29 protein-coding genes, 2 tRNA genes and 1 riboswitch are annotated in these 26,994 nt (G+C 71.5%); of the genes, 12 read left to right on the top strand and 19 right to left on the bottom strand.

Features of this window, described 5'->3' with window-relative positions:
- The first annotated feature begins 19 nt into the window (after nt 1–19).
- Nucleotides 20–304, top strand: a complete 285-nt coding sequence (locus ABZX85_RS41995) for a hypothetical protein (RefSeq protein ID WP_355881654.1) — start codon at nt 20–22, stop codon at nt 302–304.
- Between the two features lie 5 nt (nt 305–309).
- The gene (locus ABZX85_RS41990; protein WP_355881651.1) at nt 310–702 is read left to right on the top strand and encodes a PIN domain-containing protein; all 393 of its coding nucleotides are present in this window, start codon (nt 310–312) and stop codon (nt 700–702) included.
- A 62-nt stretch (nt 703–764) separates the two neighbouring features.
- Here ABZX85_RS41990 and ABZX85_RS41985 read toward each other — a convergent pair whose 3' ends face one another.
- A complete protein-coding gene (locus tag ABZX85_RS41985; RefSeq protein ID WP_355881648.1) occupies nt 765–1,208 on the bottom strand; it encodes a protein kilB in 444 nt (147 codons plus the stop codon).
- 302 nt (nt 1,209–1,510) lie between these two features.
- Nucleotides 1,511–3,616: an asparagine synthase-related protein gene (locus tag ABZX85_RS41980; RefSeq protein WP_355881645.1), complete on the bottom strand. Its 2,106-nt coding sequence runs from the start codon at nt 3,614–3,616 to the stop codon at nt 1,511–1,513.
- Nucleotides 3,617–4,325: 709 nt separating this feature from the next.
- Between ABZX85_RS41980 and ABZX85_RS41975 the strand changes: the two genes are divergently transcribed.
- From ABZX85_RS41975 to ABZX85_RS41960, 4 genes are all read left to right on the top strand, one after another.
- Nucleotides 4,326–5,750 (top strand): MFS transporter, encoded by a 1,425-nt coding sequence (locus ABZX85_RS41975; RefSeq protein ID WP_355881642.1) that lies wholly within the window; start codon nt 4,326–4,328, stop codon nt 5,748–5,750.
- Nucleotides 5,751–5,797: 47 nt separating this feature from the next.
- Entirely contained in the window at nt 5,798–7,018 is a 1,221-nt protein-coding gene (gene lhgO / locus ABZX85_RS41970; RefSeq protein ID WP_355881639.1) for an L-2-hydroxyglutarate oxidase, read from the top strand.
- Nucleotides 7,019–7,090: 72 nt separating this feature from the next.
- On the top strand, nt 7,091–7,891 hold the full coding sequence (trmB, locus tag ABZX85_RS41965) for a tRNA (guanosine(46)-N7)-methyltransferase TrmB (protein WP_355881637.1): 801 nt from the start codon (nt 7,091–7,093) through the stop codon (nt 7,889–7,891).
- A gap of 63 nt (nt 7,892–7,954) precedes the next feature.
- Nucleotides 7,955–9,250, top strand: coding sequence for a PrsW family intramembrane metalloprotease (locus tag ABZX85_RS41960; protein WP_355881635.1), 1,296 nt, complete (start codon nt 7,955–7,957; stop codon nt 9,248–9,250).
- Nucleotides 9,251–9,358: 108 nt separating this feature from the next.
- On the opposite strand, the gene ABZX85_RS41955 is transcribed toward ABZX85_RS41960, so the two are convergent.
- The 5 genes from ABZX85_RS41955 to ABZX85_RS41935 all read right to left on the bottom strand — a co-directional run bounded on the left by ABZX85_RS41955 (nt 9,359) and on the right by ABZX85_RS41935 (nt 14,284).
- Nucleotides 9,359–10,306: an aldo/keto reductase gene (locus ABZX85_RS41955; RefSeq protein WP_355881632.1), complete on the bottom strand. Its 948-nt coding sequence runs from the start codon at nt 10,304–10,306 to the stop codon at nt 9,359–9,361.
- 58 nt (nt 10,307–10,364) lie between these two features.
- Nucleotides 10,365–11,360 carry a M23 family metallopeptidase gene (locus tag ABZX85_RS41950; RefSeq protein WP_355881629.1) on the bottom strand — a complete coding sequence of 332 codons (996 nt, stop codon included), beginning with the start codon at nt 11,358–11,360 and terminating at the stop codon, nt 10,365–10,367.
- Nucleotides 11,361–11,367: 7 nt separating this feature from the next.
- Nucleotides 11,368–11,527: riboswitch (cyclic di-AMP (ydaO/yuaA leader) on the bottom strand.
- A 253-nt stretch (nt 11,528–11,780) separates the two neighbouring features.
- A tRNA-Met gene (locus tag ABZX85_RS41945) sits at nt 11,781–11,854 on the bottom strand.
- A gap of 51 nt (nt 11,855–11,905) precedes the next feature.
- A complete protein-coding gene (locus ABZX85_RS41940) occupies nt 11,906–13,036 on the bottom strand; it encodes an alginate lyase family protein (RefSeq protein WP_355881702.1) in 1,131 nt (376 codons plus the stop codon).
- A gap of 144 nt (nt 13,037–13,180) precedes the next feature.
- Complete coding sequence (locus tag ABZX85_RS41935; protein ID WP_355881626.1) at nt 13,181–14,284, bottom strand: dihydrofolate reductase family protein; 1,104 nt, start codon at nt 14,282–14,284, stop codon at nt 13,181–13,183.
- A gap of 150 nt (nt 14,285–14,434) precedes the next feature.
- Here ABZX85_RS41935 and ABZX85_RS41930 point away from each other — a divergent pair, with 150 nt between their 5' ends.
- The 5 genes from ABZX85_RS41930 (at nt 14,435) to ABZX85_RS41910 (ending at nt 18,116) form a co-directional block, all read left to right on the top strand.
- Nucleotides 14,435–14,956, top strand: a complete 522-nt coding sequence (locus ABZX85_RS41930; RefSeq protein ID WP_355881623.1) for a MarR family transcriptional regulator — start codon at nt 14,435–14,437, stop codon at nt 14,954–14,956.
- Nucleotides 14,957–15,119: 163 nt separating this feature from the next.
- A complete protein-coding gene (gene ribA / locus ABZX85_RS41925; RefSeq protein WP_355881621.1) occupies nt 15,120–15,746 on the top strand; it encodes a GTP cyclohydrolase II in 627 nt (208 codons plus the stop codon).
- Nucleotides 15,747–15,826: 80 nt separating this feature from the next.
- A complete protein-coding gene (locus tag ABZX85_RS41920) occupies nt 15,827–17,353 on the top strand; it encodes an amino acid permease (RefSeq protein WP_355881618.1) in 1,527 nt (508 codons plus the stop codon).
- Nucleotides 17,354–17,441: 88 nt separating this feature from the next.
- A tRNA-Lys gene (locus ABZX85_RS41915) sits at nt 17,442–17,514 on the top strand.
- Between the two features lie 356 nt (nt 17,515–17,870).
- Complete coding sequence (locus tag ABZX85_RS41910) at nt 17,871–18,116, top strand: helix-turn-helix transcriptional regulator (RefSeq protein ID WP_355881615.1); 246 nt, start codon at nt 17,871–17,873, stop codon at nt 18,114–18,116.
- A 108-nt stretch (nt 18,117–18,224) separates the two neighbouring features.
- Here the strand turns inward: ABZX85_RS41910 and ABZX85_RS41905 are convergent, their stop codons facing one another.
- The 3 genes from ABZX85_RS41905 to ABZX85_RS41895 form a co-directional block, all read right to left on the bottom strand.
- Nucleotides 18,225–18,449 (bottom strand): hypothetical protein, encoded by a 225-nt coding sequence (locus ABZX85_RS41905; protein WP_355881612.1) that lies wholly within the window; start codon nt 18,447–18,449, stop codon nt 18,225–18,227.
- Nucleotides 18,446–19,012, bottom strand: a complete 567-nt coding sequence (locus tag ABZX85_RS41900; protein WP_355881609.1) for a hypothetical protein — start codon at nt 19,010–19,012, stop codon at nt 18,446–18,448. Before ABZX85_RS41900 ends, ABZX85_RS41905 begins: the two co-directional genes overlap by 4 nt.
- A 120-nt stretch (nt 19,013–19,132) precedes the next feature.
- Nucleotides 19,133–20,317 (bottom strand): helix-turn-helix transcriptional regulator, encoded by a 1,185-nt coding sequence (locus tag ABZX85_RS41895; protein WP_355881606.1) that lies wholly within the window; start codon nt 20,315–20,317, stop codon nt 19,133–19,135.
- Between the two features lie 98 nt (nt 20,318–20,415).
- Here ABZX85_RS41895 and ABZX85_RS41890 point away from each other — a divergent pair, with 98 nt between their 5' ends.
- Entirely contained in the window at nt 20,416–20,967 is a 552-nt protein-coding gene (locus tag ABZX85_RS41890; RefSeq protein ID WP_355881603.1) for a flavoprotein, read from the top strand.
- A gap of 42 nt (nt 20,968–21,009) precedes the next feature.
- Here the strand turns inward: ABZX85_RS41890 and ABZX85_RS41885 are convergent, their stop codons facing one another.
- The 9 genes from ABZX85_RS41885 to ABZX85_RS41845 all read right to left on the bottom strand — a co-directional run bounded on the left by ABZX85_RS41885 (nt 21,010) and on the right by ABZX85_RS41845 (nt 26,993).
- On the bottom strand, nt 21,010–21,321 hold the full coding sequence (locus ABZX85_RS41885; protein ID WP_355881600.1) for a hypothetical protein: 312 nt from the start codon (nt 21,319–21,321) through the stop codon (nt 21,010–21,012).
- Complete coding sequence (locus tag ABZX85_RS41880) at nt 21,318–21,542, bottom strand: hypothetical protein (RefSeq protein WP_355881597.1); 225 nt, start codon at nt 21,540–21,542, stop codon at nt 21,318–21,320. Before ABZX85_RS41880 ends, ABZX85_RS41885 begins: the two co-directional genes overlap by 4 nt.
- Before the next feature lie 4 nt (nt 21,543–21,546).
- On the bottom strand, nt 21,547–22,356 hold the full coding sequence (locus tag ABZX85_RS41875; protein ID WP_355881595.1) for an N-acetylmuramoyl-L-alanine amidase: 810 nt from the start codon (nt 22,354–22,356) through the stop codon (nt 21,547–21,549).
- Complete coding sequence (locus ABZX85_RS41870; RefSeq protein WP_355881592.1) at nt 22,353–22,538, bottom strand: hypothetical protein; 186 nt, start codon at nt 22,536–22,538, stop codon at nt 22,353–22,355. The genes ABZX85_RS41875 and ABZX85_RS41870 overlap by 4 nt, the downstream gene beginning before the upstream one ends.
- A gap of 67 nt (nt 22,539–22,605) precedes the next feature.
- Nucleotides 22,606–23,712 (bottom strand): hypothetical protein, encoded by a 1,107-nt coding sequence (locus tag ABZX85_RS41865; protein ID WP_355881590.1) that lies wholly within the window; start codon nt 23,710–23,712, stop codon nt 22,606–22,608.
- A 37-nt stretch (nt 23,713–23,749) separates the two neighbouring features.
- The gene (locus tag ABZX85_RS41860; RefSeq protein ID WP_355881587.1) at nt 23,750–24,019 is read right to left on the bottom strand and encodes a hypothetical protein; all 270 of its coding nucleotides are present in this window, start codon (nt 24,017–24,019) and stop codon (nt 23,750–23,752) included.
- Nucleotides 24,019–24,882 carry a hypothetical protein gene (locus ABZX85_RS41855; RefSeq protein WP_355881584.1) on the bottom strand — a complete coding sequence of 288 codons (864 nt, stop codon included), beginning with the start codon at nt 24,880–24,882 and terminating at the stop codon, nt 24,019–24,021. The genes ABZX85_RS41860 and ABZX85_RS41855 overlap by 1 nt, the downstream gene beginning before the upstream one ends.
- Entirely contained in the window at nt 24,883–25,965 is a 1,083-nt protein-coding gene (locus tag ABZX85_RS41850; RefSeq protein ID WP_355881582.1) for a hypothetical protein, read from the bottom strand.
- Nucleotides 25,965–26,993 (bottom strand): hypothetical protein, encoded by a 1,029-nt coding sequence (locus ABZX85_RS41845; protein WP_355881579.1) that lies wholly within the window; start codon nt 26,991–26,993, stop codon nt 25,965–25,967. Before ABZX85_RS41845 ends, ABZX85_RS41850 begins: the two co-directional genes overlap by 1 nt.
- Nucleotide 26,994 lies beyond the last annotated feature (1 nt).

Raw genomic sequence — 26,994 nt, 5'->3', positions numbered from 1 at the left:
GTTTTGATAAATGGGACGCATGGCCATCGACCCTGATCACGAGCCCACTCTCGGCGAGGGACCCGTTCGCCCGGTCTCCGTCTCCCTTCACGAAGGCACCATCGCCGCCCTCAAGGCGCGCGCCGGAAAGCGTGGTATGTCCGCCTACGTCGAAGCACTCATCCAACGCCAGTTCGAGCGTGATCGGCTGCGCGAGCTGATCGAGGACGCGGAGGCCGCACACGGGCCCGTGGACCAGGCGGCGGTCGAAGCGAAGCGGGCGTTGTTGCGCGATGGCGCGGCCCACTCGGCGGGCGCCGCGTGAGTTCCGTGAGCGGCACCCTTGTCCTGGACCGCGAAGGGCTGTCCAGGCTCATCCGCCGCGATCTCGAACTCACCGAGTGGCTGGCCGCCGCGGAGGCGGAGGACATCCGCGTCGTCACCAGCTCCGTCACTCTCGTCGAAGCTCGGAATCCCCGAACCGGTCAGGCTCGTTTCGACTACGCCGTCTCACGCGTCAACATCGTCCCGCCCAGCGAGGCCATCGCCCGCCAGGCGAGCAGACTTCTTGCCGAAGCCGGCCTGCACGGCCACAAGTACGCCCTCGACGCCATCGTGGCCGCCACCGCCCTCGCCTCACCCCGTCCCGTGACCGTCCTGACGTCCGATCCCGACGACCTCACCGTGTTGTGCGGGCCGGGCGTGCGGGTCGTCAAGGTCTGACTTCGGCAGGAGGGGCGTTGTCGTACGAGGGCGTGAGGGGGAGGCAGTCGTCGAGGTGGTTCTCATGTCGCCAGCAGCCTCCCCGCCGCCGCGACCAGTTCGTCCGTCGCCTTGATCGCCGCCTCCCTGCGTGCCGAGAGGGTTTCCAAGTCCGGTACATCGCGCAGGTCCACCGCCGCGAGGACGGCTGCGCGGGCCGGTGCGGAAAGGGTGGGTTCCAGGACGGAGACGGAGACCAAGGGCGCCGTCAGGGCGGAGCGGGTGGACTGGGACGTCGTCCTCGCTGCCGTCAGGGCTGACTCCTCCGCGCCGTTCAAGCGCAGTTCCTCCCTGTGCCACAACGCCCTCCGGTGATCCCCCAACGCCGCGACCAGCTCCCCCAACGCCGTCCGCAACGCCTCCTCCCGCCGCTCCCGGCGTGCCGCCCGCTCGCCGCGCTGCTGAAGGAACCCGGCGAGCAGACCACCGAGGAGGGTGCCGGCCACGGCTATGACGCTGGACCACATGGGGGACTCCTGGGGTGAACGGCCCTACGGGGGAGTCCAGTTTCGCGTGGAGTGGCGGGGTGCGGGTGCGTCGTGGTTGTTCGCGCCCCTAAAAGAACGGGGTGTTGCGCGGTTGTCGGGTGCGGGCCCGCACGAGCACGAAGCTACGACCGAATCTCAGGTGCACGGCTCTGCCGCGTAGACGCGACCAGCCACACACGAGCCGCGCTCGACACCCGACCGACACCGGGTCTTTCAGGGGCGCGGGGAACTGCGCGACAAGCCACGACGCACCCGCACCCCGCCACCCACAGCCCCACCCTTCACCCCCCGGCAGACAACGCCCCCCGCCGAGGCGCGATCCCCGCCGGTACCGCCCGCGCCCGCGCCGGCGTCCCCGTCCAGCACGTCCCTCTCCGCGCCAGCAGCCGCCGCAGCCACAGCTCCAGGGAGACCAGGTCGGCGAGCCCGGCGAGAGGCAGCGGCTCACCGGCGGCGGCGTCGCGGACGGCCTTGCGGACCACCCTCGCCTCGACCAACCCCGCCTCCGCCAGCAACGGCGTCTCGAACAACGTCAGCACGCTCCCCGTCGCGGCCCGCAACCCCGCACGGGCCGTAGCCGTCGCGGACCCCGGCGTCGGGGTGCCCCAGCCGGGGGGCAACTCGGCCACACCGGAAGCCGTCAGCACCCGGCGCAGGATCGCCGCACGCGCCCCCGGCTGCACCCGCAACGTCTCCGGCAACGCCTGGCACGCCCGCACGACCTGGTTGTCGAGGAAGGGCGCATGCAACCGCTGGGAGCGGATCTCCGTGGCCTGTTCGAGGACGCGGAGGTCGGCGGCGTGACGGGCGAGGGCGGCGCGGGCGCGGTGGTCGCCGGGTCTCTGCCCGGGTCCGACGGCGCCCGCACGGGACGTCGAGGACTGGAGGCGAACCGATACTTCAGCCAGCGCCTCACCGGTGAGCCAGCGCGCGGCGGGGCCCGCCGGGGCCCAGGTGAGGGCCGCCAGGGAGGCGCCGACCGCGCCGGGGACGTCCTCGAAGCGACGGGACAGCAGACGGTCCGCCAGGGACTCCAACCCGGCGGCGTACGGCGTGCGCGCGAGGCGGCGGGCGGCGCCGTAGACGCGCGCGGGGACCAGGACGGAGCCGTCCGCCTTGGTCAACGCGGCGACGGGGCGGACGAGATGGCGGCGTTTGCGGTCCATCAGGAGGTCCGCGAGGCGGGCCGGGTTCGCGTCGAGGGCCTGCCGCGCGCCGTGCCCCGTGAAGTGGTCCGCGCTGCCCGCTGCGAGGCGCGCGCGGTGGCGGGCCGCCTGGACGAGCGAGGGGCCGGGTTCGTCGGTCAGGGGGCCGTCCAGGGCCGCGTAGGGGAGCATCTCGGAGTCGCCGGTGACGACGACGTGGTGGAGGCGGGGGTTGGCGGCGAGTTCGCCGGCGCGCTCCAGCTCCTCCTGCTGACGGCGTGACGTGAGGTCGTTGAAGGTGACCGCGAGGAGCCGCTCGCCCGCGCCGGTGCCGTGCCCCAGGATCGTCCCCGGCATGCCGGGGAGCCCGGCGGCCAGCAGCGCGAGCGTCCCGGACGCCGGTCCGCCCGTGAGGTCCGCGCCGATCCCGGGCACCGGCATCCCGCGCGCGGCCCGCCGTTCGGCGGGGCCCATGCCGGGGACGGGGCCGGGGTCCATGTCGGGGACGTGCCGGGGCGCCGACAGCCTCGTCCGCACCGCCTCCACGAGCGCGTCCCGCACGCCCTCGACCGCGCTGTCCGCGTCCGTGGGCGCGGCGGCGACGGCGAGCGAGGCGACCGGTTCGTAGTTGGCGACCTCCCTCGCGCCCGCGCGCAGCACCAGCGCGTGCCCCGGCGGAACACGCCGTACGCCGTCGTAGGGCGTCGAGTCGAGGAGGGCGGCCGGTACGTCGGGGGCGGCGAGCAGCGCGGCGAGGTGCCCGAAGTCGAGGTTGGCCTCGACGAGGTCGGCCAGCGGCAGCGCGGCGGTCGCGTACGCCGTCCCGCCCGCCCAGGGCGTGTGGAAGACCGGGCGCGCGCCGGCCAGATCGCCGCAGACGGTGATCCGGCGGTCCACCTGGACGACGGCCGTGTAACTCCCGGACCAGGCCGTGAGGTGGCGCAGGGCGCCGCCCCGGGCGGCCAGCAGCCCGACCCTCAACTGCTCGTCGCTGGCGCCGCACAGGCCGAGCACGGCGATGCGGGTGCGGTCGTCGGCGCGGACCACGCGGATCTCGTCGGGGCGCCAGTCGCCGACCGCCCACAGGGGGTCCGGGTCGCCCCACAGGAGCTGCGAGCCGATCGGCTGGACGACCTCGCCGTCCAGGCCGACGGCGCCGCCGCCGTCGTACCCGCCGTAGGGGTCACCGAAGCCGGGAGAGGACCCGGAGGCGGTCAAGCTCCAACCCACCAACCACCGCATCGACGCCTCCACAGGCTGTGGACAACCGGTGCACCGTACGAACCGATTCACCATGCTGCCACGAAGAACGCGCCCATGACGGAAGGCAGAACGCCTGAAAGGCACCGCAACGCGCCCGCACGCGCGTGCCGTTGCCGAACGGGGCGCCCGCGTGCGCCCCCGCGCTCGCGTCGTGAATGCGCCCCCGATACGCTCCCCCCGAACGCCCCGTGCGCCCTCGATTCCCATGGTCGGGGCCTTGATCACCCGGCGATCCGAGGGGCGTTTTTCGGCCAAATCCGCAGCGTGACGCGGCAGTTGCCGCAGCTTTCGGCACAGCCGCGCACACGCTCCGTACACGGCCCGCACGACCCTGTGCGAGCGCGCGATCCGGGAGACGGAGTTCGCCCCCCGGACCGGTCCGCCGCCCGCGGGGATGTAGGCGGCGGTGTCCCCCAGCCCACTGGTATCCAGTCCAGCGGGCCGACCCACGCACCGCCCATCGAAGCGCTCCCGCGATGGCCGGAGAAGAGCGCACGCGCAGGCGCACAGCCACACAGCGGGAGCACGTCGCGACGGACCGCTACGGAGCCCGCACTTCCGTACGGGCAACAATCCCGCCAACCGGAACAATGCCTCTTAACGCTTGGGATGCGGCGAACTACGCTGGGTTTACGAATGCCGCGTGGTTATGCCAGCGCGGCAGCCGTCTGTGTCGAGGGGTGGCGCAATGTCCAGGGAGCAACGCGGGCCGAACGAAAAACTCGGCGCCGTTCTCGCCCTCGCGGGAATCAGCAACGCGGGGCTCGCGCGGCGTGTCAACGACCTCGGCGCACAACGCGGGTTGACGCTGCGCTACGACAAGACGTCCGTGGCGCGCTGGGTGTCGAAGGGGATGGTGCCCCAAGGGGCCGCCCCGCACCTCATCGCCGCCGCGATCGGCCAGAAGCTCGGCCGGCCCGTCCCGCTGCACGAGATCGGCCTCGCCGACGCCGACCCCGCGCCCGAAGTGGGCCTCGCCTTCCCGCGCGACGTCGGGCAGGCCGTCCGCTCCGCGACCGAGCTGTACCGGCTCGACCTCGCGGGCCGGCGCGCCGGGACGGGCGGCATCTGGCAGTCCCTGGCGGGGTCGTTCGCCGTCAGCGCGTACGCGACTCCCGCCTCCCGTTGGCTGATAACCCCGGCCGACAGCTCCGTCGCGCGCGAGTCGCCGCTCTCCGAGGCCGCCGGGGCACCGGTCAGAGTCGGCCACAGCGACGTCCGCAAACTCCGGGAGGCCGCGGAGGACGCGCGCCGCTGGGACTCCAAGTACGGCGGCGGCGACTGGCGTTCGTCCATGGTCCCCGAGTGTCTGCGCGTCGAGGCGGCGCCGCTGCTGCTCGGCGCCTACTCCGACGAGGTGGGGCGCGCGCTGTTCGGCGCGACCGCCGAACTCACCCGGCTCGCCGGGTGGATGGCCTTCGACACGGGCCAACAGGAGGCCGCCCAGCGGTACTACATCCAGGCGCTGCGCCTCGCGCGCGCGGCGGCGGACGTCCCGCTCGGCGGATACGTCCTCGCCTCCATGTCCCTCCAGGCCACCTACAGAGGCTTCGGGGACGAGGGCGTCGACCTCGCGCAGGCCGCCCTGGAGCGCAACCGCGGCCTCGCCACCGCCCGCACGATGAGCTTCTTCCGGCTCGTGGAGGCCCGCGCGCACGCCCGCGCGGGCGACGCGCACGCCGCCGGCGCCGCCCTGCGGGCCGCCGAGGGCTGGCTGGAGCGGGCCCGCGACGGCGACAGCGACCCCTCGTGGCTCGGCTTCTACTCCTACGACCGGTTCGCCGCCGACGCCGCCGAGTGCTACCGCGACCTCAAGGCGCCCCGCCAGGTACGCCGGTTCACCGAACAGGCGCTGTCCTCCCCCACCGAGGAGTTCGTCCGCTCCCACGGACTGCGCCTCGTCGTCTCCGCCGTCGCCGAGCTGGAGTCCGGGAACCTCGACGCCGCGTGCGAGCAGGGGGTGCGGGCCGTGGAGGTCGCCGGGCGGATCTCCTCCGCGCGGACCACCGAGTACGTCAAGGACCTGCTGCACCGCCTGGAGCCGTACGGCGACGAACCACGCGTGGTGGAACTCCGGGAACGGGCCCGCCCGCTCCTGATGACCCCCGCGTAGACGTTTGAAGGCGTTGTCAGTGGCGCAGTGCACTATCGAAGGCGGAGGTGGTGCTCGTGGGCCGTGGGGTGTCGTACGACTGTGACGTGCTCGTCGTCGGCGGGGGGATCGTCGGGCTCGCCACCGCGTACGCCGTCGGGCGGGCCGCCCCCGGGACGCGGGTCGTCGTGCTGGAGAAGGAGAGCGGGCCCGCCCGGCACCAGACCGGGCGCAACAGCGGGGTGATCCACAGCGGGATCTACTACCGGCCGGGGTCGCTGAAGGCGCGCTTCGCCGTCCAGGGCGGCGCCGAGATGGTCAAGTTCTGCGCCGAGTACGGCGTTCCGTACGAGGTCACCGGCAAGCTGATCGTCGCGACCGACCGCGCCGAGCTGCCCCGGCTGCACGCGCTGGTCCAGCGCGGCCGGGAGAACGGCATCACCGTCCGCGAGCTGGGCGGCGCCCAGATCCAGGAGTACGAGCCGGAGGTCCGGGGCCTCGCCGCGATCCACGTCGGCACCACCGGGATCTGCGACTACGGCGCCGTCGCGCGCGTCCTCGCGGAGGAGTCCGGCGCGGAGATCCGGTACGGCGCGGAGGTCGTCCGGGTCGACCGGCGGGCGGGGCTCGGGGTCGCCGTCGAGACCGCCCTCGGGGACGTCGTGCGGGGGCGGGTGCTCGTCAACTGCGCCGGGCTGTACTGCGACCGGCTCGCGCGGCTGACCGGGGACGAGCCGTCCGTACGGATCGTGCCGTTCCGGGGCGAGTACTACGAACTGACGCGCACGTCCCTCGTCCGGGGGCTGGTGTATCCCGTGCCCGATCCGGCGTTCCCCTTCCTCGGGGTCCATCTGACCCGGGGGATCGACGGAAGCGTCCATGTCGGCCCCAACGCCGTACCCGCGCTGGCCCGGGAGGGGTACGGATGGGGGGTCGTCCGGGGCACCGAACTCGCCGGGACCCTGGCCTGGCCCGGCGTGTGGCGGATGGGGCGGCGGCACTGGCGGTACGGAGTGGGGGAGATCCGGCGGTCCGTGTCCAAGGGCGCGTTCGTGGACGCCGTGCGGAGGATGCTGCCGGGGGTGGAGGAGGGCGACCTCGTACGCGGCGGGGCCGGCGTACGGGCACAGGCCGTCCAGCGGGACGGCGGGCTCGTCGACGACTTCCTGATCCAGGAGGGGGCGCGGGCGGTCCACGTACTGAACGCACCCTCTCCCGCGGCCACCGCCTCGCTGCCGATCGGGCGGGAGGTGGGGAGGAGGGTGTTGGGGGTGCTGGAAGGGGCGTGAACAGGGACCGGCCGGGCATTCCGGACCGGCGAGAAGTACGGCCCGGCCGCCAGCCCGTAAAATCGACCCACTGTGTCTGATTCCCTGAACCCCAGCGACCGCCCGTCCGCCGACGTCCCCGTCCGTCCGAAGGGGGAGCCGCGTTTTCCCGACGGGCCCAAGGCCGATCCCGCCGGGTCGCATTTCGAGCGGCGGATCAGGAGTTTCCAGCCTCGGCGGAGCAGGGTGACCGCGGGGCAGGCGGAGGCGTTGCAGAGGCTGTGGGCGCGGTGGGGGACGGATGTCGACGGGCACGCGGTCGAGCTGAGCGAGCTGTACGGGGACGAGCGGCCCGTCGTGCTGGAGATCGGGTTCGGGATGGGGGAGGCGACCGCGCGGATGGCCGCCGCCGATCCCGGGACGAACATCCTCGCCGTCGACGTCCACACCCCGGGTCAGGGCAACCTCCTCAACCTCGCCGAGCAGAACGGGCTGACCAACGTCCGCGTCGCCAACGGGGACGCGATCATCCTCCTGCGCGAGATGCTGAAGCCGGACGCGCTGGACGGACTGCGCGTGTACTTCCCGGACCCCTGGCCGAAGAAGCGCCACCACAAACGCCGCCTGATCCAGCCGGAGTTCCTCGACCTCGCCGCCACGCGACTGCGTCCCGGGGCCGTCGTCCACTGCGCGACGGACTGGGAGCCGTACGCCGAGCAGATGCTCGAAGTCCTCACGGCCCACCCCGAGTTCGAGAACACGCAGGGGGAGGGGGGCGGCGGGTTCGCCCCACGCCCGGAGTTCCGTCCACTGACCCGCTTCGAGGGGCAGGGCTTGGAGAAGGGCCACGTGGTACGGGACTTGCTGTTCCGCCGGGCAGACCAACGCCCTTGACGGAACCCGCACCGGGTCGACAATCCATCGCGGCAGAGCCAATCCCTCGTTATGGTCAATGACGTGTCGACCAGTCCCCCGTACCCGCCCTATCCCCACCACCCGGCCCCACCCCCACCCCGCCCCCGCTGGTGGCGGCGCCCCGTCGTCCGCTACACCGCCCTGATCACCCTCCTCGCGGTCTCCGGCGTCGTCATCCTCGCCCTGGTCCGTGAACAGACCGGTACGCGGGGCCTGTTGGTGGGGCTCGGGCTGGCGATCTTCCCGGTCCCGCTGCTCCTCACGGCCTTCCGCTGGCTGGACCGCTCGGACCCGGCCCCCTGGCGGAACATGCTGTTCGCGTTCGCGTGGGGCGCCTGCGCGGCGACGCTGATCGCGATCGTGGCGAACACGTTCACGACCCAGTGGATAGCGAACACGACGGCGGACCCGGACGGCGCGGACACCCTCGGCGCGACCCTGATAGCCCCGATAGTGGAGGAGTCGGCGAAGGCGGCGGCCGTACTCCTCGTCTTCCTGTTCCGCAGAAGGCAGTTCACGGGCCTGGTGGACGGCGTCGTCATCGCCGGCACGACCGCGGCGGGCTTCGCGTTCACGGAGAACATCCTGTACCTGGGCTCCGCGTACGGCGACGACCAGCTCTCCGGCGACGGCGGCATCGCCTCGGTGACGGCGGCGACGTTCTTCGTCCGGGTGATCATGTCCCCGTTCGCGCACCCCCTGTTCACGGTCTTCACCGGCATCGCCTTCGGCCTCGCGGCACGCACGCCGGACCGCAAGCGCGCCCGCCGGGTCCTGCTCCCCCTCGGCGGTCTGCTCCTCGCGATGGGCATGCACTCCCTGTGGAACGGCTCCGGGCACTTCGGCCCGCTCGGCTTCTTCGTCGTGTACGGCGTCTTCATGGTCCCGGTGTTCGGCCTGCTCATCTGGCTCGTCGTCTGGACCCGCCAGCGCGAGCTGCGCCAGCTCCGCGAGGAACTCCCCGCGTACGTCGCCGCCGGCTGGCTCTCCCCGTACGAGCCCTTCGCCCTCTCCTCGATGCGGGCCCGCCGCATCGCCCGCGACTACGCCGTCCACTACCTGGGCAAACCGGCGGCGAAGACCCTCGCGGAGTACGAGTCGACCGCGACGGCGCTGGCGCAGCTGCGCCGCCAGGGGCGCCTGGGCAACGTCCCCGCGGACTTCGTCACCCGCGAACAGCACCTCCTCACCACCCTGTGGACGCACCGCGCGACCACCCGCCCCGCCCTCGACCACGGGGCCCGGGCCACCACCCCGCCCGCCCCCGCCCCCTACACCTGGCACCCCCCGTTCCCTCCGGCCTACGCCTACCCGCCGTACGGCGGCTACCGGGCCTGAGGAAGCCGAGGAAGCCGAGGAAGCCGAGGAAGCCGAGGAAAGAAAGAACCGGCGGCGGGGCCGTCACACCCCACCGCCGGAAACCTGCCCCCTGCTCATGGCCCAGGGCTACGCCGAAGCCTCCGTGAGCCGGCGCACCTCCGCCTCCGTCAGCGTCAGGTCCCCCAGCGCCAGCAGCGCGGGAAGCTGCTCGACGACCCGGGCGGAAGCGATCGGCGCGGCCACCGTCGGCTGCGCCGCGAGCCACGCCAGCGCGACCGTCGCGACCTCGGCGTCGTGCGCGGCGGCGACCTCGTCGAGCGCGGCCAGCACCTTCACGCCCCGATCGGTGTCGAGGTGCTTCCCGGCACCGGCGGCGGCGCGGGCGCCCGCCACGGCCGTACCCGGCCGGTACTTGCCCGTGAGGAAGCCGGACGCGAGGGCGAAGTACGGGACGGCGGCGAGACCCGCCTGGGAGACGACGGCCTGGAGCTCACCCTCGTACGTGTCGCGGGAGACCAGGTTGTAGTGCGGCTGGATCGCGACGTACCGGGCGAGGCCCTCGCGGTCGGAGAACTCCAGCGACTCGCGCAGGCGCGCGGCGGAGATGTTGGAGGCGGCGATGTGCCGGACCTTGCCCGCCTTCACCAGCTCGTCGAGCGCGCCGACGATCTCCTCGACCGGGGTGTCGGGCTGGTCGAAGTGCGTGTAGTAGAGGTCGATGTGGTCGGTGCCGAGGCGCTTGAGGGAAGCCTCCGCCGCCGCCTTGATGTTGTCGGCGGACAGGCCCTTGAACTCGGGGTGCTGGCTGACCTTCGTCGCGATGACGACGTCGTCCCGGTTGCCCCGGGACGCCACCCACTTGCCGATGATCGTCTCGGACTCGCCGCCGCTGTTCCCCTCGATCCAGGCGGAGTAGGAGTCGGCGGTGTCGACGAAGTTCCCGCCGGCCGCGGCGTACGCGTCGAGAACGGCGAACGATGTCGCCTCGTCGGCGGTCCAGCCGAAGACGTTGCCGCCGAGGGAGAGAGGGAAGACTTCGAGGTCGGAGGAGCCGAGCGGGCGCAGAGTAGTCATGCTCTACGTCAACGTCGGCTCCGGACCCGCGAATTCCGCCGGTGTCGCAAAGATCGGGTCAGGGGTTGAGCCCGTTGCCGCGCAGCCACGCCGCCGGGTCGATGCCGCTCGCCGAGCCGTTGGGGTGGATCTCCAGGTGCAGGTGCGCCCCGGTCACGTTCCCCGTCGCCCCGACGCGCCCGATGATGTCACCCGTACCGACCTTCTGGCCGACACTGACGCTGATGGACGACTGGTGGGCGTACCAGACCTCGGTGCCGTCATCCAGGGTGAGGATGGTGCGGTAGCCGTAGGACCCGGCGTACCCGGCCTCCGTGATGGTCCCGCTGTGGACGGCCTTGATGAGCGTGCCCGTGGGCGCCGCGAAGTCGAGCCCGGTGTGGTACCCGGACGACCACAGCGCCCCGGCCTGACCGAACGTCGAGGTGATGGTGTACGACGAGGTCGGCAGCGTGTACTGCTTGGCGAGCTCGGCGAGCCGCGCCTGCTCCGCCTTCTCCTTCGCGGCCTCGTCGGCCTGCTCCTTGGCCTCTTCGACGTTGGCCTGCGCGGCCTTCGCCGCCTGCGCCGCGGCCTGGGCCTCGGCCCGCTGGGCGGCGACCTTCGCCTGCTGGTCGGCCTGTGTCTGCTGGGACTCGGCCTGCGCGATGATCCGGCTGCGCAGCGCCTCGGCCGCGTCGGAGGACTCCTGGCCGGCCTCGGCGACGATGTTGCTGATCGGCGCGGGTTCCGGCGCCTGGTCGCTGTCGTTCGAGACGAGGGAGCCGACGCCGGGGATGTCGGCGACGTTGATGGAGACGGGCGCGTTGCCCGTGTTGGCGCTGGCCATGCCGCCCGCGCTGACGGCGGCTATGACGCCGACGCCGAGGACGGTGGAGCTGCGGGCGAAGCCGCCGCCACCGGTGCGCTGCTTGGCGACCCGGTGCTTGCCCTTGGCCGGGACGGAGTCCGCGGTGGGGTTCCACTCCTCCCAGGGGCCCTCATCCTCGGCGCGGTAGCTGCCGAACCCGAAGGTCGGCTGGGCGGGGGCTTCTGGGGCAGTCGGGTTCGCCACGCGGGCGCACTCCTTTCCTTCCGCCGCCTACCGGGTTAGCTGACGGGTTCGGAGCGGGAAGGTCTCCTACGCGCGTAAACCGCCCGCTCGTGAGCGGGGGCGTCCGCGTGATTCACCCCAAGGTGGTGGTTCCCCGGTTCCCTCGCGGGATTCGGCGCGTGCGCACGGAGCCGTCTCTTGTGACGGCTGCGACAACCGTGCTGCGTTATCGAACGTTAATCGACCCGGGGGCCCGTTTCCAAGCCGTTCCTCTTGATCGACAAACATTTCTGGCCTGGAATTTTCGGGTCAACGGTGGGGAAAAACGGGCGAGTTGGGTGGCTGGGGAGAACACCGCGATACACAGAGTGACGATCATCGGGTCATCCAGGACAAACAAAGGACCGGAACCCTGTTTCCAGGATTCCGGTCCTTTTTCAGTAGCGGGGACAGGATTTGAACCTGCGACCTCTGGGTTATGAGCCCAGCGAGCTACCGAGCTGCTCCACCCCGCGCCGTTGAGATAACTATAGGCAGACGCCGGGCGGATCTCCAAACCGGTTCGGCTAGACCCCCGGGTTGCCCGCGTGCGTCAGGGTCTCCCAGGCCACGAACAGGTCGTCCGTGCCGGCGGGCCGGTGCCGGGCGACGAGCCGGTGGGCCGCCGGGACGGACTCGCCGAGCCGGCCCTCCAGGTGGTTGACCAGGACCTCCAGGTCGGGCCCCATGTTCCGGTCGACCTTCCCGCCGCACAGCCACGCCGGAGCCTTCTCGCCCTCCTGGTAGCGGGCGTGCAGTTCGGCCGCCGCCTTCAGCCGGTCCTTGACCTCGCCGTACAGGTCGACGCCCTGGTGCCAGGCGGTCTCCGCGATGTGCGAGGCGGCGGCCAACGAGTAGCCGGCGTGCTTGAAGTTGCGGCACGTCTCCTGGGAGACGCCGTCCTTGAACGTCGTCTGCCCGAACCAGTACTTGGTGAGTTTCGCCGGGTCGTCGAGGCCCGCGCGGGCCGGGGCGATCGGGATTCTGCCGTCCTTCTCCAGGTAGAAGTAGGCGGGGACGCGGGCGCGGAAGCGGGTCAGCGCGCGGTCGAAGACGCGGTGGTCGTTCGTGAAGACGCCGATGCCGATCGCCGCGTCCGTCATCGCGAGGTCCCAGTTGCCGTTGTAGTCCGGGACCTCCCGGGTGACGGCCGGCAGGTACGCGTTCCTCAGCATGCCCTCGAAGCGGGCGACCCTGTCCTGCGGCCAGCCGGCGCCGGGGGTGTGCCGGACGATCTCCGCGGCCCGGGTCCAGGTCGAGCCCGCCCACGCGGTCTGGAGGCCGGCGTCGTCCTCCGTGTGCCGTCTGATCTTCGCCGACCAGGCGTCCATGATCTCCCGCGCCTTGACCGCGTGCTGCCGCTTGCCGGTCACGCTGAACAGGAGGGCCTGGGTGTACGCGGCGATCGCGTCCTGCCGCTCCTGCACACAGCCGTGCGCGGGGCGGTTCGGCTGGTCGCCGCCGGGGCAGTCGACGCTCTCGTAGGGCTCCGGGCGGTACTTGTACGAGCCGTACTTGCTGTCCCGCATGTCCAGGTAGGCGCGCAGCCAGGGCTGCTTGCCCGCGTGCACGTTCTCCCGGGCGACGTCGAGCTGGGTCTTGTTCACCAGGACCCCCGGATGCGTGAAGGAGGCGTCCGGGGGGAGGGCTCGGGCCATCTGGCGGGTGTCGGAGGGGTTCGCCGAGCAGGCGGCCAGGGCCAGGAGCAGGGCGGCGGCGAGTACGGGTTTTGCTGACCTCATACGGGCAGCGTCACCTGTGGGTGGGTGGGGCGCAGGTCGGGGTGGGCCGGGTGGGTCAGCTCAGACCAGATGCGCGTTCGGCGCCTTCGCCCTCCCCTCGTACTCCTCCAGCAGGACCACCTCCACCCCGGCGTCCCTCAACAACCCGTTGCCGTCCGCGTCCTGGACGAACGTGTCCGGCTCGATCCACGCCGTGACGACCCTGCGCACCCCGGCGTCCAGGATCAGCCGAGCGCAGGGCGCCGGCCGCGACGCCCGCCGCGCGCACGGCTCCAGGCTGGAGTACACCGTCGCCGTCGCGAGCCTCGTGTCCCCCGCCGCCAGCTTCGCCAGCGCCGCCTCCTCCGCGTGGACGACGGGGTCGCCGCCCTCGCGGGAGTGTCCGCGGGCCAGTTCCGTGCCGTCCTCGGCGACGATCACCGCGCCGACGCTGAACGCCGTCTCCGAGGGCGGACACTGCGCGGCGAGGTCGCAGGCGAGGGCGAGCCAGTGGTGGTCGGCGGGGGTGACGGCGGGGCGGTAGGTCATGAGGACGACGTCCTCGATCCGCCGGGTGCCGACGAGGGTGAGGCGCCCCTCCTGGTACGCGCCGGGCCCGAAGAGCCGGGGCGCCTTCGGGTCGCCGACGAACAACGGGGCCAGCACGAGCTGGAGTTCGTCCGCCAGCCCCGCCCGCAGGAGCTGCGTGTGGATCGTCCCGCCCCCCTCGACCATCAGCCGCCGCACCCCGCGCCCGTACAGATCACCGAGCAGCCGGTGCCAGTCCAGCTCCGGCCCGAGGGGTACGACGCCGGCGGCGATCCCGAGTTCCGTGACCCGCCGGGCGCCCGGGTCCGTCGTATAGACGATCTTCTCCCCGCCCGTGTGCCAGAAGTGGGCGTCGGGGTCGAGGTCGCCGGAGGCGGTGACCGTGACCTTGAGGGGGTACTCGGGGCGGCCCTCGGCGAGGCGGGCGGCGCGGCGGTCGGGGGAGTTGACGAGGAGGCGGGGGTTGTCGGCGCGGATGGTGCCGGCGCCGATGAGGATCGCGTCGGAGGAGGCGCGCACCTCGTCGACCCGGTCGAAGTCGGCGGGGCTGGAGAGGAGCAGGCGGTCGGGGCTCGTGTCGTCGAGGTAGCCGTCGAGGGAGACGGCGGCGGAGAGGAGGACGTACGGGTAGGGCATCGGTGCGGTCTCCTCCGGGAGGGCGGGCGGGAACGGGTGAGGCGGACGCTGGGGTCGGGCGAGGCGGGCGCTCGGGGTTGGTGTAGCGGGCGCTTGGGGCTGGTGGAGCGGGCGCTTGGTTCAAGTTTGAAACAAACCTACACTGGTCGTATGACGACCCGCTGGCTCAATCCCGACGAGATGCGCGCGTGGCGCTCGTACGTCTCCGCGCTGTTCCTGCTGGAGGACGCGCTCGACCGGCAGCTCCAGCAGGACGCCGGCATGCCGCACCTCTACTACTCGATCCTGGCGAACCTCTCCGACACGCCCGAGCACCGGCTGCGGATGACCGACCTCGCCGAGCGTACGAAGATCACGCGCAGCCGGCTGACGTATGCGGTGACTCGGCTGGAAAAGGACGGCCTGGTCCGGCGCGAGCAGTGCCGGTGGGACAAGCGGGGGAGCATCGCCGCGCTCACCGAGGAGGGGCTGTCGGTCCTGGAGCGGATCGCGCCGGGCCACGTCGAGACGGTCCGCTCGGCGGTGTTCGACCAGCTCACGCCGGAGCAGGTGGGGCAGTTGGAGGAGATCAGCCGGCGGATCGCCGAGGGGCTCGAAGGGCAGCAGGGGGGCGGGGAGGACGTGCCGTGGCGGCGGAGGTCGTCGGGGTCGGGGTGCGACGGCGGTACGTGACGTACATCAAAACCAGTTGCTTCAACTTTAAAACGAGGAGTAGGGTCGGGAACCGAGCATCTGCTTCAAATCTGAAACAGACGGCTCGTTCTTGAGCCCTTGGGTTCTTGAGCGCCCGCGTGCGCTCGTGAGCCCCCGCCCGCCCCGGCCCCCGGAGACCCGCATGTCCGACTTCCCCGCCGCCACGCAGCGCTCCCGCGTCCGGGTGCCGCTGCGCTTCAACGACGGTTACAGCGTCGACGCCGAGATCGTCACCTTCCACGGCCTCGCGGACGGCCAGGAGCACATCGCGGTCGTCCTCGGCACCCCCGGCGACACGCCGCTGGTCCGCCTCCACTCCGAGTGCCTCACCGGCGACGTCTTCGGCTCGGCCCGCTGCGACTGCGGCCCGCAGCTCCGCGAGGCGGTGGAGCGCATCGCCGAGACCGGCGGCGTCCTCCTCTACCTCCGCCAGGAAGGCCGCGGCATCGGCCTCTACAACAAGCTCGACGCGTACGCCCTCCAGGACCAGGGCATGGACACGTACGAGGCGAACAAGGCCCTCGGCCTCCCCGAGGACGACCGCGACTACACGGCCGCCGCCCAGATGCTGACCGCCCTCGGCATCGACCGGCTCGACCTCCTCTCCAACAACCCCGACAAGTCCGCCCAGCTCCGCACCCTGGGCATCAACGTCCACAACCGCGTCCCCACCGGCGTCTTCACGACCCCCCACAATGTCCGGTACCTGCGGGCGAAGGTCCTTCAGACGAGCCATACGTTGCCGTTGGCGGAGCTGAACGTGGGCTGAGGCGGGACAGCGGGCTCCAAGCACCCTTTTTGGTCACCTGTGACGCATGTCACGCGCGATGCCAGGGCATTGCATGTGACATGACAGATGACGCGATACCCGCCGAGCGCACCTCGGAACTCACCAGTGACGAGGAGCGGTTGGCGCAGCTCGGCTACACGCAGGTCCTCGCGCGCCGGATGTCGGCGTTCTCCAACTACGCGGTGTCCTTCACGATCATCTCGGTGCTGTCGGGCTGTCTCACCCTCTACGCGTTCGGCATGAACACGGGGGGTCCGGCCGTCATCACCTGGGGCTGGGTCGCCGTCGGGCTCATGACGCTCTTCGTGGGGCTGTCCATGGCCGAGATCTGTTCGGCGTACCCGACCTCGGCGGGCCTGTACTTCTGGGCCCACCGCCTCGCACCCGCGCGGTCGGCCGCCGCCTGGGCCTGGTTCACGGGCTGGTTCAACGTCCTCGGGCAGATCGCCGTCACCGCGGGCGTCGACTTCGGCGCGGCGTCCTTCCTGGGCGCCTATCTCAACCTCCAGTTCGGCTTCGAGGTGACGCCGGGGCGGACGATCCTGCTCTTCGCGGCGATCCTCCTGCTGCACGGCCTCCTCAACACCTTCGGCGTCCGCATCGTCGCCTTCCTCAACAGCGTCAGCGTGTGGTGGCACGTCCTCGGGGTCGCCGTCATCGTCGGCGCGCTGACCTTCGCGCCGGACCACCACCAGTCGGCGTCCTTCGTGTTCGGCGAGTTCGTCAACAACACGGGGTGGGGGAGCGGGGTGTACGTCGTCGCGCTCGGGCTGCTGATGGCGCAGTACACGTTCACCGGGTACGACGCCTCCGCGCACATGACCGAGGAGACGCACGACGCGGCGACGGCCGGCCCGAAGGGCATCGTCCAGTCCATCTGGACGTCCTGGATCGCCGGGTTCGTCCTGCTGCTCGGCTTCACCTTCGCCATCCAGTCGTACGACGCCCAGCTGAACTCCGAGACGGGGGTGCCGCCCGCGCAGATCCTCCTCGACGCGCTGGGGGCGACCTCCGGGAAGCTGCTCCTGCTCGTCGTGATCGGCGCCCAGCTCTTCTGCGGGATGGCGTCCGTGACGGCCAACTCCCGGATGATCTACGCCTTCTCGCGGGACGGCGCGCTGCCCTTCTCCCGCGTCTGGCACACGGTCAGCCCGCGCACCCGGACCCCCGTCGCCGCCGTCTGGCTGGCCGCGGGCGGCGCGCTGGTCCTCGGCCTGCCCTACCTGATCAACGAGACGGCGTACGCGGCCGTGACGTCCATCGCGGTCATCGGGCTCTACATCGCGTACGTCATCCCGACGTTCCTGCGGGTGCGGAAAGGGGACGCGTTCGAGCGGGGGCCGTGGCATCTCGGCCGCTGGTCCGGCGTCATCGGCGCGGTCTCCGTGACCTGGGTGCTCGTCATCACCGTCCTCTTCATGCTGCCCCAGGTCTCCCCCGTCACCTGGGAGACCTTCAACTACGCCCCCATCGCCGTCCTCGTCGTCCTCGGCTTCGCCGCGGTCTGGTGGTTCACCTCCGCCCGCCACTGGTTCCTCAACCCCGACCACCGCACCGAGACGCACCCGGAACCCACCGATCTCTGACCATTCCGCCCCCGGACACGGCCGTGTCCCCCATACCCGATCGGCGACACGGCCTCGGGCGGTTATGCTCGGGGGGCAACATCCGCCAGGGCCCTTAGCTCAATTGGCAGAGCAGTGGACTTTTAATCCATTGGTTGTCGGTTCGAGTCCGACAGGGCCTACAGGTCAGCCCCCAGCTCAGAGGCAGTTCGAGCTGGGGGCTTCTTCTGTTTTCGGGGCTTGAAGATCATTAGCTCAGCCAAGGCTCAACCGAAATGCGGATGATCATGGAGGGCGGGTTCGAGAGGGGGGCGCCCGCACCGGGCCCGTAAAGGGAGAGGGCGGCCTTCCTTGCGGAAAGCCGCCCTGCCCCCGCTTCCGGCGTCCTGTCCTGGGCCGTGAGGCCGCAACGCCATCGGCGGGCTCGTCCCGCGAGCGGATCAGGCTGGCGGGAAGTCGGTACCCCTCCTCAATCAAGATCACAAAGATTAGGTTTGACCCTAATCACATTTGATCACGCACTAGCCAGCGTGGGCGTGTGCCTCGCCCCACCCCGCCCGACGACCGGGTCCTCACCCGCCGCCGCCAGGTGGGCGACCAGATCCGCCGTGTCCGCATCGAGCGAAACCTCACCCAGCTCACGGTGTGCGAACGGACCGGCATCGACGTCGCGTCGTACAGCCGCATCGAGCAAGGCCACGCATCCCCCCGCCTCGACACCCTCATCCGGATCGCCGACGCCATCGGGGTGCCGCTCGCCGACCTGGTCACCGAAGTCGGGTGACCCGCCGCCGGCGCACGAGGGAGACGCACGGCGGCGGGCCCGGCCGCCAGGTGGGGGACCTGCAAGCGGCCGTCGTATCCCGCGCTCTGCCGTCCGGCGCCGCCGCCGTTACGGGAGAGCGCGGGGGATCAGGGGGGTGCCGTTGTGGCCGGTGTTGTGGGTGCGGATACGGACGTTGCAGTCCACCGCGCGCGACCCGTCGCCGACACGGCGGGCCTGCGCGCGCTCCCGCGCGAGGTCGGCACACTGTGTGCAGTCCGGGCGCGGGGCGGGCCACGGAAGCGGGAAGTTCTCCAGGACCTCCTCAGGCCGTGCCCCTTTGACGCTGCTCATCGGCCGTCCCTCTCGGCGGCCGGGGCCAGGCCCCGGAGCCCCTGGACGATGAACTCGCAGACGTGATCGATGCGGCAGAGGTCGCCCCGGTACCGGGGCGGGGTCACCCAGTGCACGCCCTTCGGGCCCCGCCGGTCCAGGTCGGGGAAACTAAGCCACGTGCCGGTGGCCAGGTAGGCGGCATCGCCCGGGAGCACCCACTCGCGTTGCCGATGCGGGGTGAGGGCGTAGTAGGGGCGGCCGGTGCCGGCGGATTCGTGGATGACCGGACCGAGCAGCGTCTGCGCCAGGTAGTCCGCGAGCTCTGCCGGGTCGGAGGTGCGGGCCGCGGCGTGGACGAGGCGGGCGCTCATTCGTACGGCCGTGACGGCCTCGCCGAGAGGCAGCAGGGTGACGCCCGCGGGCGCGTTCCTGTCGGGTTTGGTTCCGGCGGGGAGGGCGCTTGCCAGCCATTCCCTGATCGCCTGCGGGCTGCTCTGCCGCGGGTCGTACTGGGGTAGGCCCGTGGTCGGGTACGCCGCCGGGGACAGGGCTCCGGGGCCGGTCGGACGGTGGTCGGTCATGCGGGCTCCCCTCGGTGGAGAGCAGGCGCCTCCACGGTCACGGTGATCCGTCTCACACCGCGACCGTAGGAGCCGTAAAGGGGCACAACGCTCACAGTTTTGTGAGCGCTGTGAGCGCTTCTACATCCCCACCCACGACGCCATGTGTCCCAGCGTCTCCGGCGTCTGGCGGGACAGATGCACCAGCCCTCTGATCGTTTCCCGGGTGCCTGGGTGGTACCGGGTCTGTTCAGGAGCCGCCCGTCGAGCTTCCACCAGGCGCTTCAGTGCCGGTTCCGTGTGCCCGGTCTCCATCTCCGTGAGCGCCCATTCGATGAGGAAGTGCGCCCGCCGTGACGTTGCCAGGGACGCGGGGAGGCGCATCTTCCGGGCCTGCGTCAGCGCATCGTCGTACTGGTTCAGCTCCACGGCGGCGGACATCTTGTGCAGCCGCACGTTCGTCGGTCCGAACGACAGCCAGTGCACCGACGAGGCGTCCCGGGTCCGCTTGGCGATGTCGTGGGCTTCGCGGATGTGCCGATTCACGGCCGTCTCGTCTCGGGCCCGTGCGCAGATGACGGAGCCACCCAGATGGAGTTGCCCAGTGACGGCGAGAGACTCGCGCGTTGTGTCGGCCTGGCCGACGATGTCGTGTCCGGAGGCGATGAGTCGTTGCCCGATGACGTACTCGCCCTCACGGAAGTACACGAGCGCTCGCATGTACTGACGTACAGCACCCAGGCAGGGGTCGGACGCACGCTCGGAGGCCCAGGCCATACGGTCCAGGGCCACCGTGGACAAGTCGTAGTACCCCAACTTGACTGCGATGTCGTGCGCCGTGCGATAGGTCGACGCGAGGGCCTGCCAGAGAGGAGTGGAAGGGGTGGCCCATGCCGTATGGGTCAGCTCTGCGATGACGCCGGGGAGCGTGCGGGCGGCGCTGCGCAGGTGCGTGGCGCGGACCTTCTCGCACAGCCCGTCGGCTTCCGACATGAGGACGTCGGCCGGACGCACCGTCAGGTCGGGGTTGGTGCCAAGGTCGTAGAGATCGAGGGCTTCACGGATCGGCCGGACCAGCTCAGCGAGCCGGTCGTGTTGGAGTTCGGTCACGTAGGGCTGTCCTGTGAGGGCGGTGACGTCGACCTTGAGGGCCTTTGCAACTGCCGCGACGAAATCAGGACTGGCCGGTCGGGCGCCGCATTCGACCTGGTTGAGCAGGCTGTACGAGTACGGGGTCCTCGCGGCGAGTGCGCGTTGGGTGAGCCTGGCCAGTCTTCGTTGCTCGCGGATACGGGTACCGGTGTGGTCGTCGTCGGGTGAGGGCATACTGGTCTCCTCGTTCCTTGCAGCCACTTGGAACGGTACTCGCGTCCGCCCCCGCTCCGCCCGGATCGGGGGCGGTTGCATGTGGTCCGATAGGCGGCATGACCTCTCGTGTGCTGTACCTGTTTGGCTCAGCAGCCCCGCCGGTTCTCGACCTCGCCCGTGTGGTCGCGGACGCGCAGGAGCGCGGTTTCGACGTGTGCCTCGGGCTCACTCCCACAGCCGCCCGTTGGCTGGAGCCTCGCCTCGCCGAGTTGGAGCGCGCGACCGGGCACCCCGTGCGGAGCGAGTACAAGCAGCCAGGCGAGCCGGACGTGTGGCCGAAGGCTGACGTGATCGCGTTCGCACCGGTCACCTTCAACTCGGTGAACGCGTGGGCACTGGGCCTGACACGGGACTTCGTGGTCGGGGTCGTCGCGGAGGGGATCGGGAAGGGCATCCCGGTCGCGGCCATGCCGTGCGTGAACGCGGCCTACGTGCAGCACCGGCAGTTCGAGCGGAGCGTCACCGAGTTGCGGAAGATGGGCGTCGAGGTGCTGTACGGGGAGGGCGGCTTCGTGCCGAACCAGCCGGGGCAAGGGCGGCCCGGCGAATACCCATGGCACCTCCTGCTCGATGCGGTGGAGCGGCTCGCGCCACAGCCCCGGGCATGACGAAGCGGCCCTCACCCTCCCGAAGGAGGGTGAGGGCCGCGGTCATGTGCCGTCAGGTATCCGAGTCTCGACCCGGACGATCCGCTGCTCGTGGTCGTCCAGGCGTCGGCCGTGCTCGCCGAGTTGGACGTCGTGGTCGCCGAGCCGGGGCATCACCCCGGGCCGGGCCGGGACCCCAGGGCGGGCCTCCGACCCCGACCAGTCCTCCCAGGCGGTATCGATCCGGTCGGCGATGCGTCGGAGGACCCGCAGTACCTGCCACACCAGTGTGCAGAGCCCGGCGACGGCGACGATCCCTACCGACCACCCGACCAGGGAGTCGACGGCTCCCACTCCGGTCGGCCCTTCCGTCATCTGGTCTCCGTGTCGTCGGTGCGGAGCCAGCCGGGCAGCAGTGCCTGGACTCTCGGGAGCGCCATGACGCGGGTCGTGCCAGCCGAGACGGCGAGGGCGCCGGCCACCCACGGGAGGGCGGCGGGGATACCGGAGGCGTCGACGACGGCCGGGAGGACCGCGGCAATGCCGAGCGCGGTCTGGAGGACGGTGCGCAGGGTGCGCTTGGTGTTGTCGGACATGGTGTTACTCCTTCACGTCGAAGTCCCGGCGGGTGCCGAGCTGGGTGAGCGATGCCTCCCCGGGGATGCCGTCGGCGGCGGCGCCCTTGTAGCCGAGGCGGCGCTGCCACGCGGCGTAGGCCGTGACCGTGGCAGTGCCGAAGTGGCCGTCGGAGAGTGCGGGGGCGAGGAGTCCCTCCTTCACGAGGGCGTCCTCAACGGTGCGGACCCCGGCGTACGACACCGGGGTCCCCGTCTTCGCGGGGTCGGTCCGGGCTGCGGACACGAGCCGGGACAGGTCGACGATCGGCCGCGTGGGTCCGGTCGGTGCGCTGGGGCGGGGAGCGCCCTTCTTCACCCACGCGTATAGGGGGCCGCCGGGGCAGTCGGTGGCGTAGCCGTCGCGGTGCCCCTTGATCTCGTCCCCGGCGCCGTGCTGGTGGAGGAGGTCGATGCCGTCGCGTATCGCGGTGAGCATGCCGTCGGTCGGCTCGGTGAGGCCCTCGTCGCCGACCAGGCCGACGACGGCGTAGTGCGCGCGGTTCAGCGTCTGATCACCGTTGGCGCCCGTCCGCCGGCCGATGCCCCGGCCCTCCAGGAGGTAGCCGTGCGGGCAGCCAGCGAAGTTGTAAGCGATGTCGCTGTAGTTCTCGCGGGGGTTCGCGAGGTGGCTGATGCGGATGGCCTTCCACAGGGCGATGCACTTGGCGTGGTCGGCGGCCAGCGCGGGCGAGACCTTCTGGCCGAGGTAGTGCACCTTGACACCCTTGGTGGACGTCTGGATCGGGGCGGCCGAGGGACCCCAGCCGAGCGCGGCGCGGGTGATCAGCTTCATCGCCCATCACCTCCCAGCAGGAAGGCGGTGCGGGCCGCCGCCATCCAGGCCGTCTGGATCTGCTCGCCGAGGTCCTCCCACGTAGGCAGGATGCGTCCGTCGTGGGTGAGTCCGCCGACGGCCTCGCCGTACGCCGTGTAGGCGCGGCGGCCGAGGTCGGACGGGATGGGTTGCTGTGTCACGGAGTCCTCCAGGACAAGAAGAAACCCCGGCCGGACGGCGCGGGGCGAGAGATGAGGAGAGATGAGGTCAGGTGCAGGAGAGGGAGACCGGGGGCACCCAGACCTTGCCGTCGCCCGGGGACCCCGCGCGCGGCGTGTAGTTGAGCGGGGCGATCAGCGTCGGCGCGTTCGTCTCATTACGGGTGCCGAGCCACAGATCGATGATCTGGTACGGGCGGCCGTCGAGGACCGTCACCGTGCGGGGCTGGCCGCCGCAGCTGTTGCCGTTGAAGATCCGGCGCCCGTACACCGGCGCGCCCCAGCCCACATTGCCCGGCGCGGCCCAGCCGGAGTACAGGTTCGTCGAGGTCGCGTATCCGATCGGCGTCCCAGAGCAATACCCGCACCCCTGGTCCGAGTAGGTCAGGATGTACCGCTGCGACGCCTCGTCCCACCAGCCGCCCGGCCCCTCCGCCAGCGTCACACCCGCGACGTGGATCACGCCCACACCCGCGTTCCCGCCCGACCCCGACCAGTTGAGCTCCTGGATGTCCAGCCCGGTCCGGCCCGGCTCCGTGCACACGATCGCCGGACGGCCCGACGGCGGCTCGATCATCCCGAAGTCGCCGTTGCCGGGGCACATGTTCAACGCGGGCTTGTTGTACGAGCCGTTGGGCACGGCTCCCGGACCGCAGGGCCCGGCCGGTCCCGCGCAGCCCATGACGTTGTAGGCGTTCGCGGCCCCGTCGTCCGTATGGCGGGGCGAGTTGAACCACAAGATCATGACGCCGTCGTCGTGACCCCAACCCGACCTCTCAACCATGCGGGGGTTGAAGCAGCCACGACCAGTGCCGCCGCAGGTCGCGTTCCATGTACGGCCCGTCGACGGGTCCGTCGACGTCGTCGAGAACAGCAGCTTCGGCGCCGACCACGGGCCCGACACTGAGGACGCGGTCGAGACACCGAACCCGCACCACGGAGTGTTCGCCACTCCCCACTGGAAGCCGCACCCGTACATCGACCCGTACATGTAGTACGTGCCGCCCACCAGCCGGATCGTCGTGTCGTGCAGGTCGACGCCCTCGATGAGGACCGGCCCGTCTGGCGGAGGGTCGGCCGTGGCCGGCGCGGAGCCCCCGAGGAGCATGGCGAGAGTAAGGGCGAGCGCGGCCAGGACAGCACGAAGAGGTCGCATGCCTGACCTCCTTTCGGTCAGGCGGGGCGGATGAGGGTCAGAGCGCCGGGAGTTCCAGCCAGTAGTTGAGGTAGTCGTCGGGCGTCTGCTCGGTGTGGAACGCGGCCTTGCTGCCGCCGCCGGCGACGATCCACCAGCCGACGGGGATGCGGCGGAGTTCGCCGCTGAACCGGACGACGAGTTCGGCACCGTCGTCGCTGACGAGGTCGACGGTGCCGGAGAGCCAGGCGATGAGTTCGGCACCGTTGGTGCCGTCGTACTGGCGGGACTCGAAGCGCGGTATGACGACGGGCACGGTGGGCTCCATCAGGTGAGGTTGGGTTCGAGGAAGATCGATCGGTAGGCGATCGTCTGGGTGGTCGCGGAGTTGAGCCGGTGCAGGGTCTTGACCGTGAGGGTCTCGCCCGGGGTGAGCCCGGTGAGCGGTTGACGCAGGTTCAGGCTGAGGTTGTTGGCGCCGGGCACGACGAGTGCCGAGTCGTCGTTCTCGGTGTACCTGACGCCGGAGGAACTCCCGGTGGCCCGCCAGGAGGTGAGCGCGTTGAGGGTGCCGGTCGCGCGCTGCGTGCAGCGGATATTCACCACCACGCGGCCGGTCGGGGGCACGGTGCAGGTCGCGGAGAAGGCTCCGCTCACGGCGTCGGCGTAGGTGGTGCTCGTGTTGGTGGTGGTGACGGCGTCCTCGCTCCAGCCGTACCCGGGGACTCCGCTGACTGCGATACCGGCGGTGCTGAGGGTGAGAGCGGCGCCCCCGGCGGCGAGCGTCGCGACCGCCGCCTCTCCGCCAGTCTCTCCGCCCTGGAGCGTCAGACCGGCTGTCGCCATCCCTGTCTGAGGGGAGAGCAGCAGGAGGACGGGGACGCTCCCTCCCGTAGTGGGCTTGCGGTAGGCGGTGAGCGCGCCGGCGGCGAGGTCGCCGGGGTGGGAGAGGAAGGCGACGGCCGGCGGGTAGACGACGCTGCCGTCCGGCAGGGTGACCCCGGTGGGGCTGACGGGCACCAGGCGGAGGGTCTGTCCCGCCGAGCCGAGGACGGAGAGTGCGCCGGAGGAGAGGGACGCGTGTTCCAGGCTTCGGGACGCGCGCAGCTCGCGTACGGCGCGCTGGAGTTGGCGGACCGCTTCCCACAGGGCTCGGGGGTTGCCGGGAAGGGACTCTGCGCGCAGCGGCATCTAGTCCTCCTCCACGAGTACGGGGGTGATGCGGTTGGCGCCGGGGTCGAGGCGCCAGGCGTAGGCGCGGGAGACGGTCTCGGCGCCGAGCGGGTGGCGGGGCGAGGAGCTGATCTGGACGTGGACGCTGTCGCCGAGCGCCCAGTCCAGGCCGAGGCGCGGGGCCTGGGAGGCGACTGCGTCGACCGTCCACGTCCGGGTCCCGGTGCGCTGTTGGGCGAGGGCCTGGACGGCGTGCGCGGTGAGCTGGTCTGGGTCGGTCAGGCCGGAGCTGGGGGTGTAGCGGTTCTCCCAGCGGCACCAGCCGGCCGTGATGAGGTCGGCGGCGGTCTGCTCGATGCCCCGGAGCCGTGCCGCGCCTTCCCCGTCGCCCCAGGCCCGTACGACGGTGGCGCCTCGGCCGCTCTCGTACGACTCGCTGAGGCTGTAGGAGGCGATGCAGCCGGGGAGGTCGAACACGGCCTCGGGCGTCGCCGACTGCACGCCGATCATCGGCCGGACCCGGAGGACCAGCCGGACGGCGGTCTGCGCGGCGTCCGCCCATACCGTGTCGACGGTCCACTCCGGCGCCCCCTCCATTCCCGCGAGTTCCTGCAAGGCGCTGAGGACGGTGCGGTCGTCGCCGTCCTGGAGGAGGTAGGTGATCGGCGTACTGCCCGCAAGGGCGTCGACGACGATCGGCGGGGCGTCGGCCAGGACCGCGGTGGCGAGGTCGCTCATGATGAGGGCCTGGTCGCGGGCGATGCCGGAGTAGGCGCCGGTGTAGCGGCGGTCGAGGTACGCCTCGGGGGTTGCCGCGCCGAGCTGCACGACGGTGTCGGAACCCCCGGCGCGGGTGAGGACGATCCCGGACCAGACCGGTCGGCTGGTGTAGGTGTCGACGGCGACCAGCAGAGTGCGGCCCGGGTCCGTCGCTGACTCCCACTGGGCCGGCGCCCCGGCGAGGTCGAGGTCGAGCTGGCCGCTGCTCGACAGGCTCAGGCGCCGCTCCAACGCCCCCGACGGCGTGAGCGACCGCAGTTCCTCCGCGATCCGTCCTGATTTCAGGTCGCAGGCGAGCCAGGTGAGTTCGACGGCCGGCATCAGATGGTCTCGTAGACGATCTGGGCCCGCATGTGGGCGGTGACGCCGCCCCAGGTGTAGCCGAGGGCGCCGGGGGAGACGAGGCCGATGTCGCCCGCTCGGTGGGCCTGGACGACCGCCGTGGTGCCGCCGGCCTCCACGGCGATGTGCAGCGGATGCCACAGGCCGGTGCCGCTCTCCCGGTACTTCCCCTCGCCCTGCCAGCCGAACGGGTCGGTGCTGAATGTTGCCGCGGTGAACGGCAGGGACACGGTGATCGAGCCGGTGCCGAGGCTGCTGCCGGTGCCCCAGGCGAGCATCATGGCGGCCTCGCAGCGCGTGCCGGTCTTCCAGTAGCGGCCCCGGACGGTCGAGGCGCCGAGGGCGGACAGCCCGGCCCATGTAGGGGTGTAGGCGGTCCAGGAGGTGACCGGCCCGTACGTCTCCCACGTGCTGCCGTTCCAGCGGCGCAGCTGGGTGCCGTCGTCCCAGTACTGGCCGGTGTACGGGCTGTTGGGGGCGGTGGAAGCGGGGAGGATGCCGCCGGGCGCGGTGGTGACGGGCCGGGAGTCCTGGACGGAGGCCGCGCCGCCGCCGGAGGGCGGGACGGTGATTGTGGCGAGCGGAATGTAGATCTCCGATGCCCCCGGGGTGGGTGCGACCGGCGACGCCGACGCCGTCCCCGCCAGGTAGACGGCGTCGGCCTTGCGCAGGCCGGTGGAGTCGACGTCGGTGTCCCACACGCGCAGGTAGACGAGGTCGATGCGGGTGAAGGAGGCGTGTGCGGCGTTCAGCGTGCCGACGACCGTTGCGGAGGCGAGGAACGCGCGGTAGAGGCCCTGACCGCTTCGGTAGAGGGAGGCGACGCCGGCGGCGACGTTGATCGTCGTTCCCCCGGTGAGGGTGACCGCGAGGCCGGGGTCACCGGGGCGGACCCCGGAACGGCCTCCGAGCGCGGTGCCGTCGCCCATGAGGGTCGTCATGGACGCGCGGCGCAGGTCTGAGCCCGCGTAGGTGACTGTGTTCTGCCAGGTGGGGTTGGTCGGCACG

This window comes from Streptomyces sp. NPDC004539 (assembly GCF_040610055.1).
GTDB lineage: Bacteria > Actinomycetota > Actinomycetes > Streptomycetales > Streptomycetaceae > Streptomyces.
Note: the sequence above shows the minus strand (reverse complement) of the source record. Positions and strands in the feature narration are given on the sequence as shown.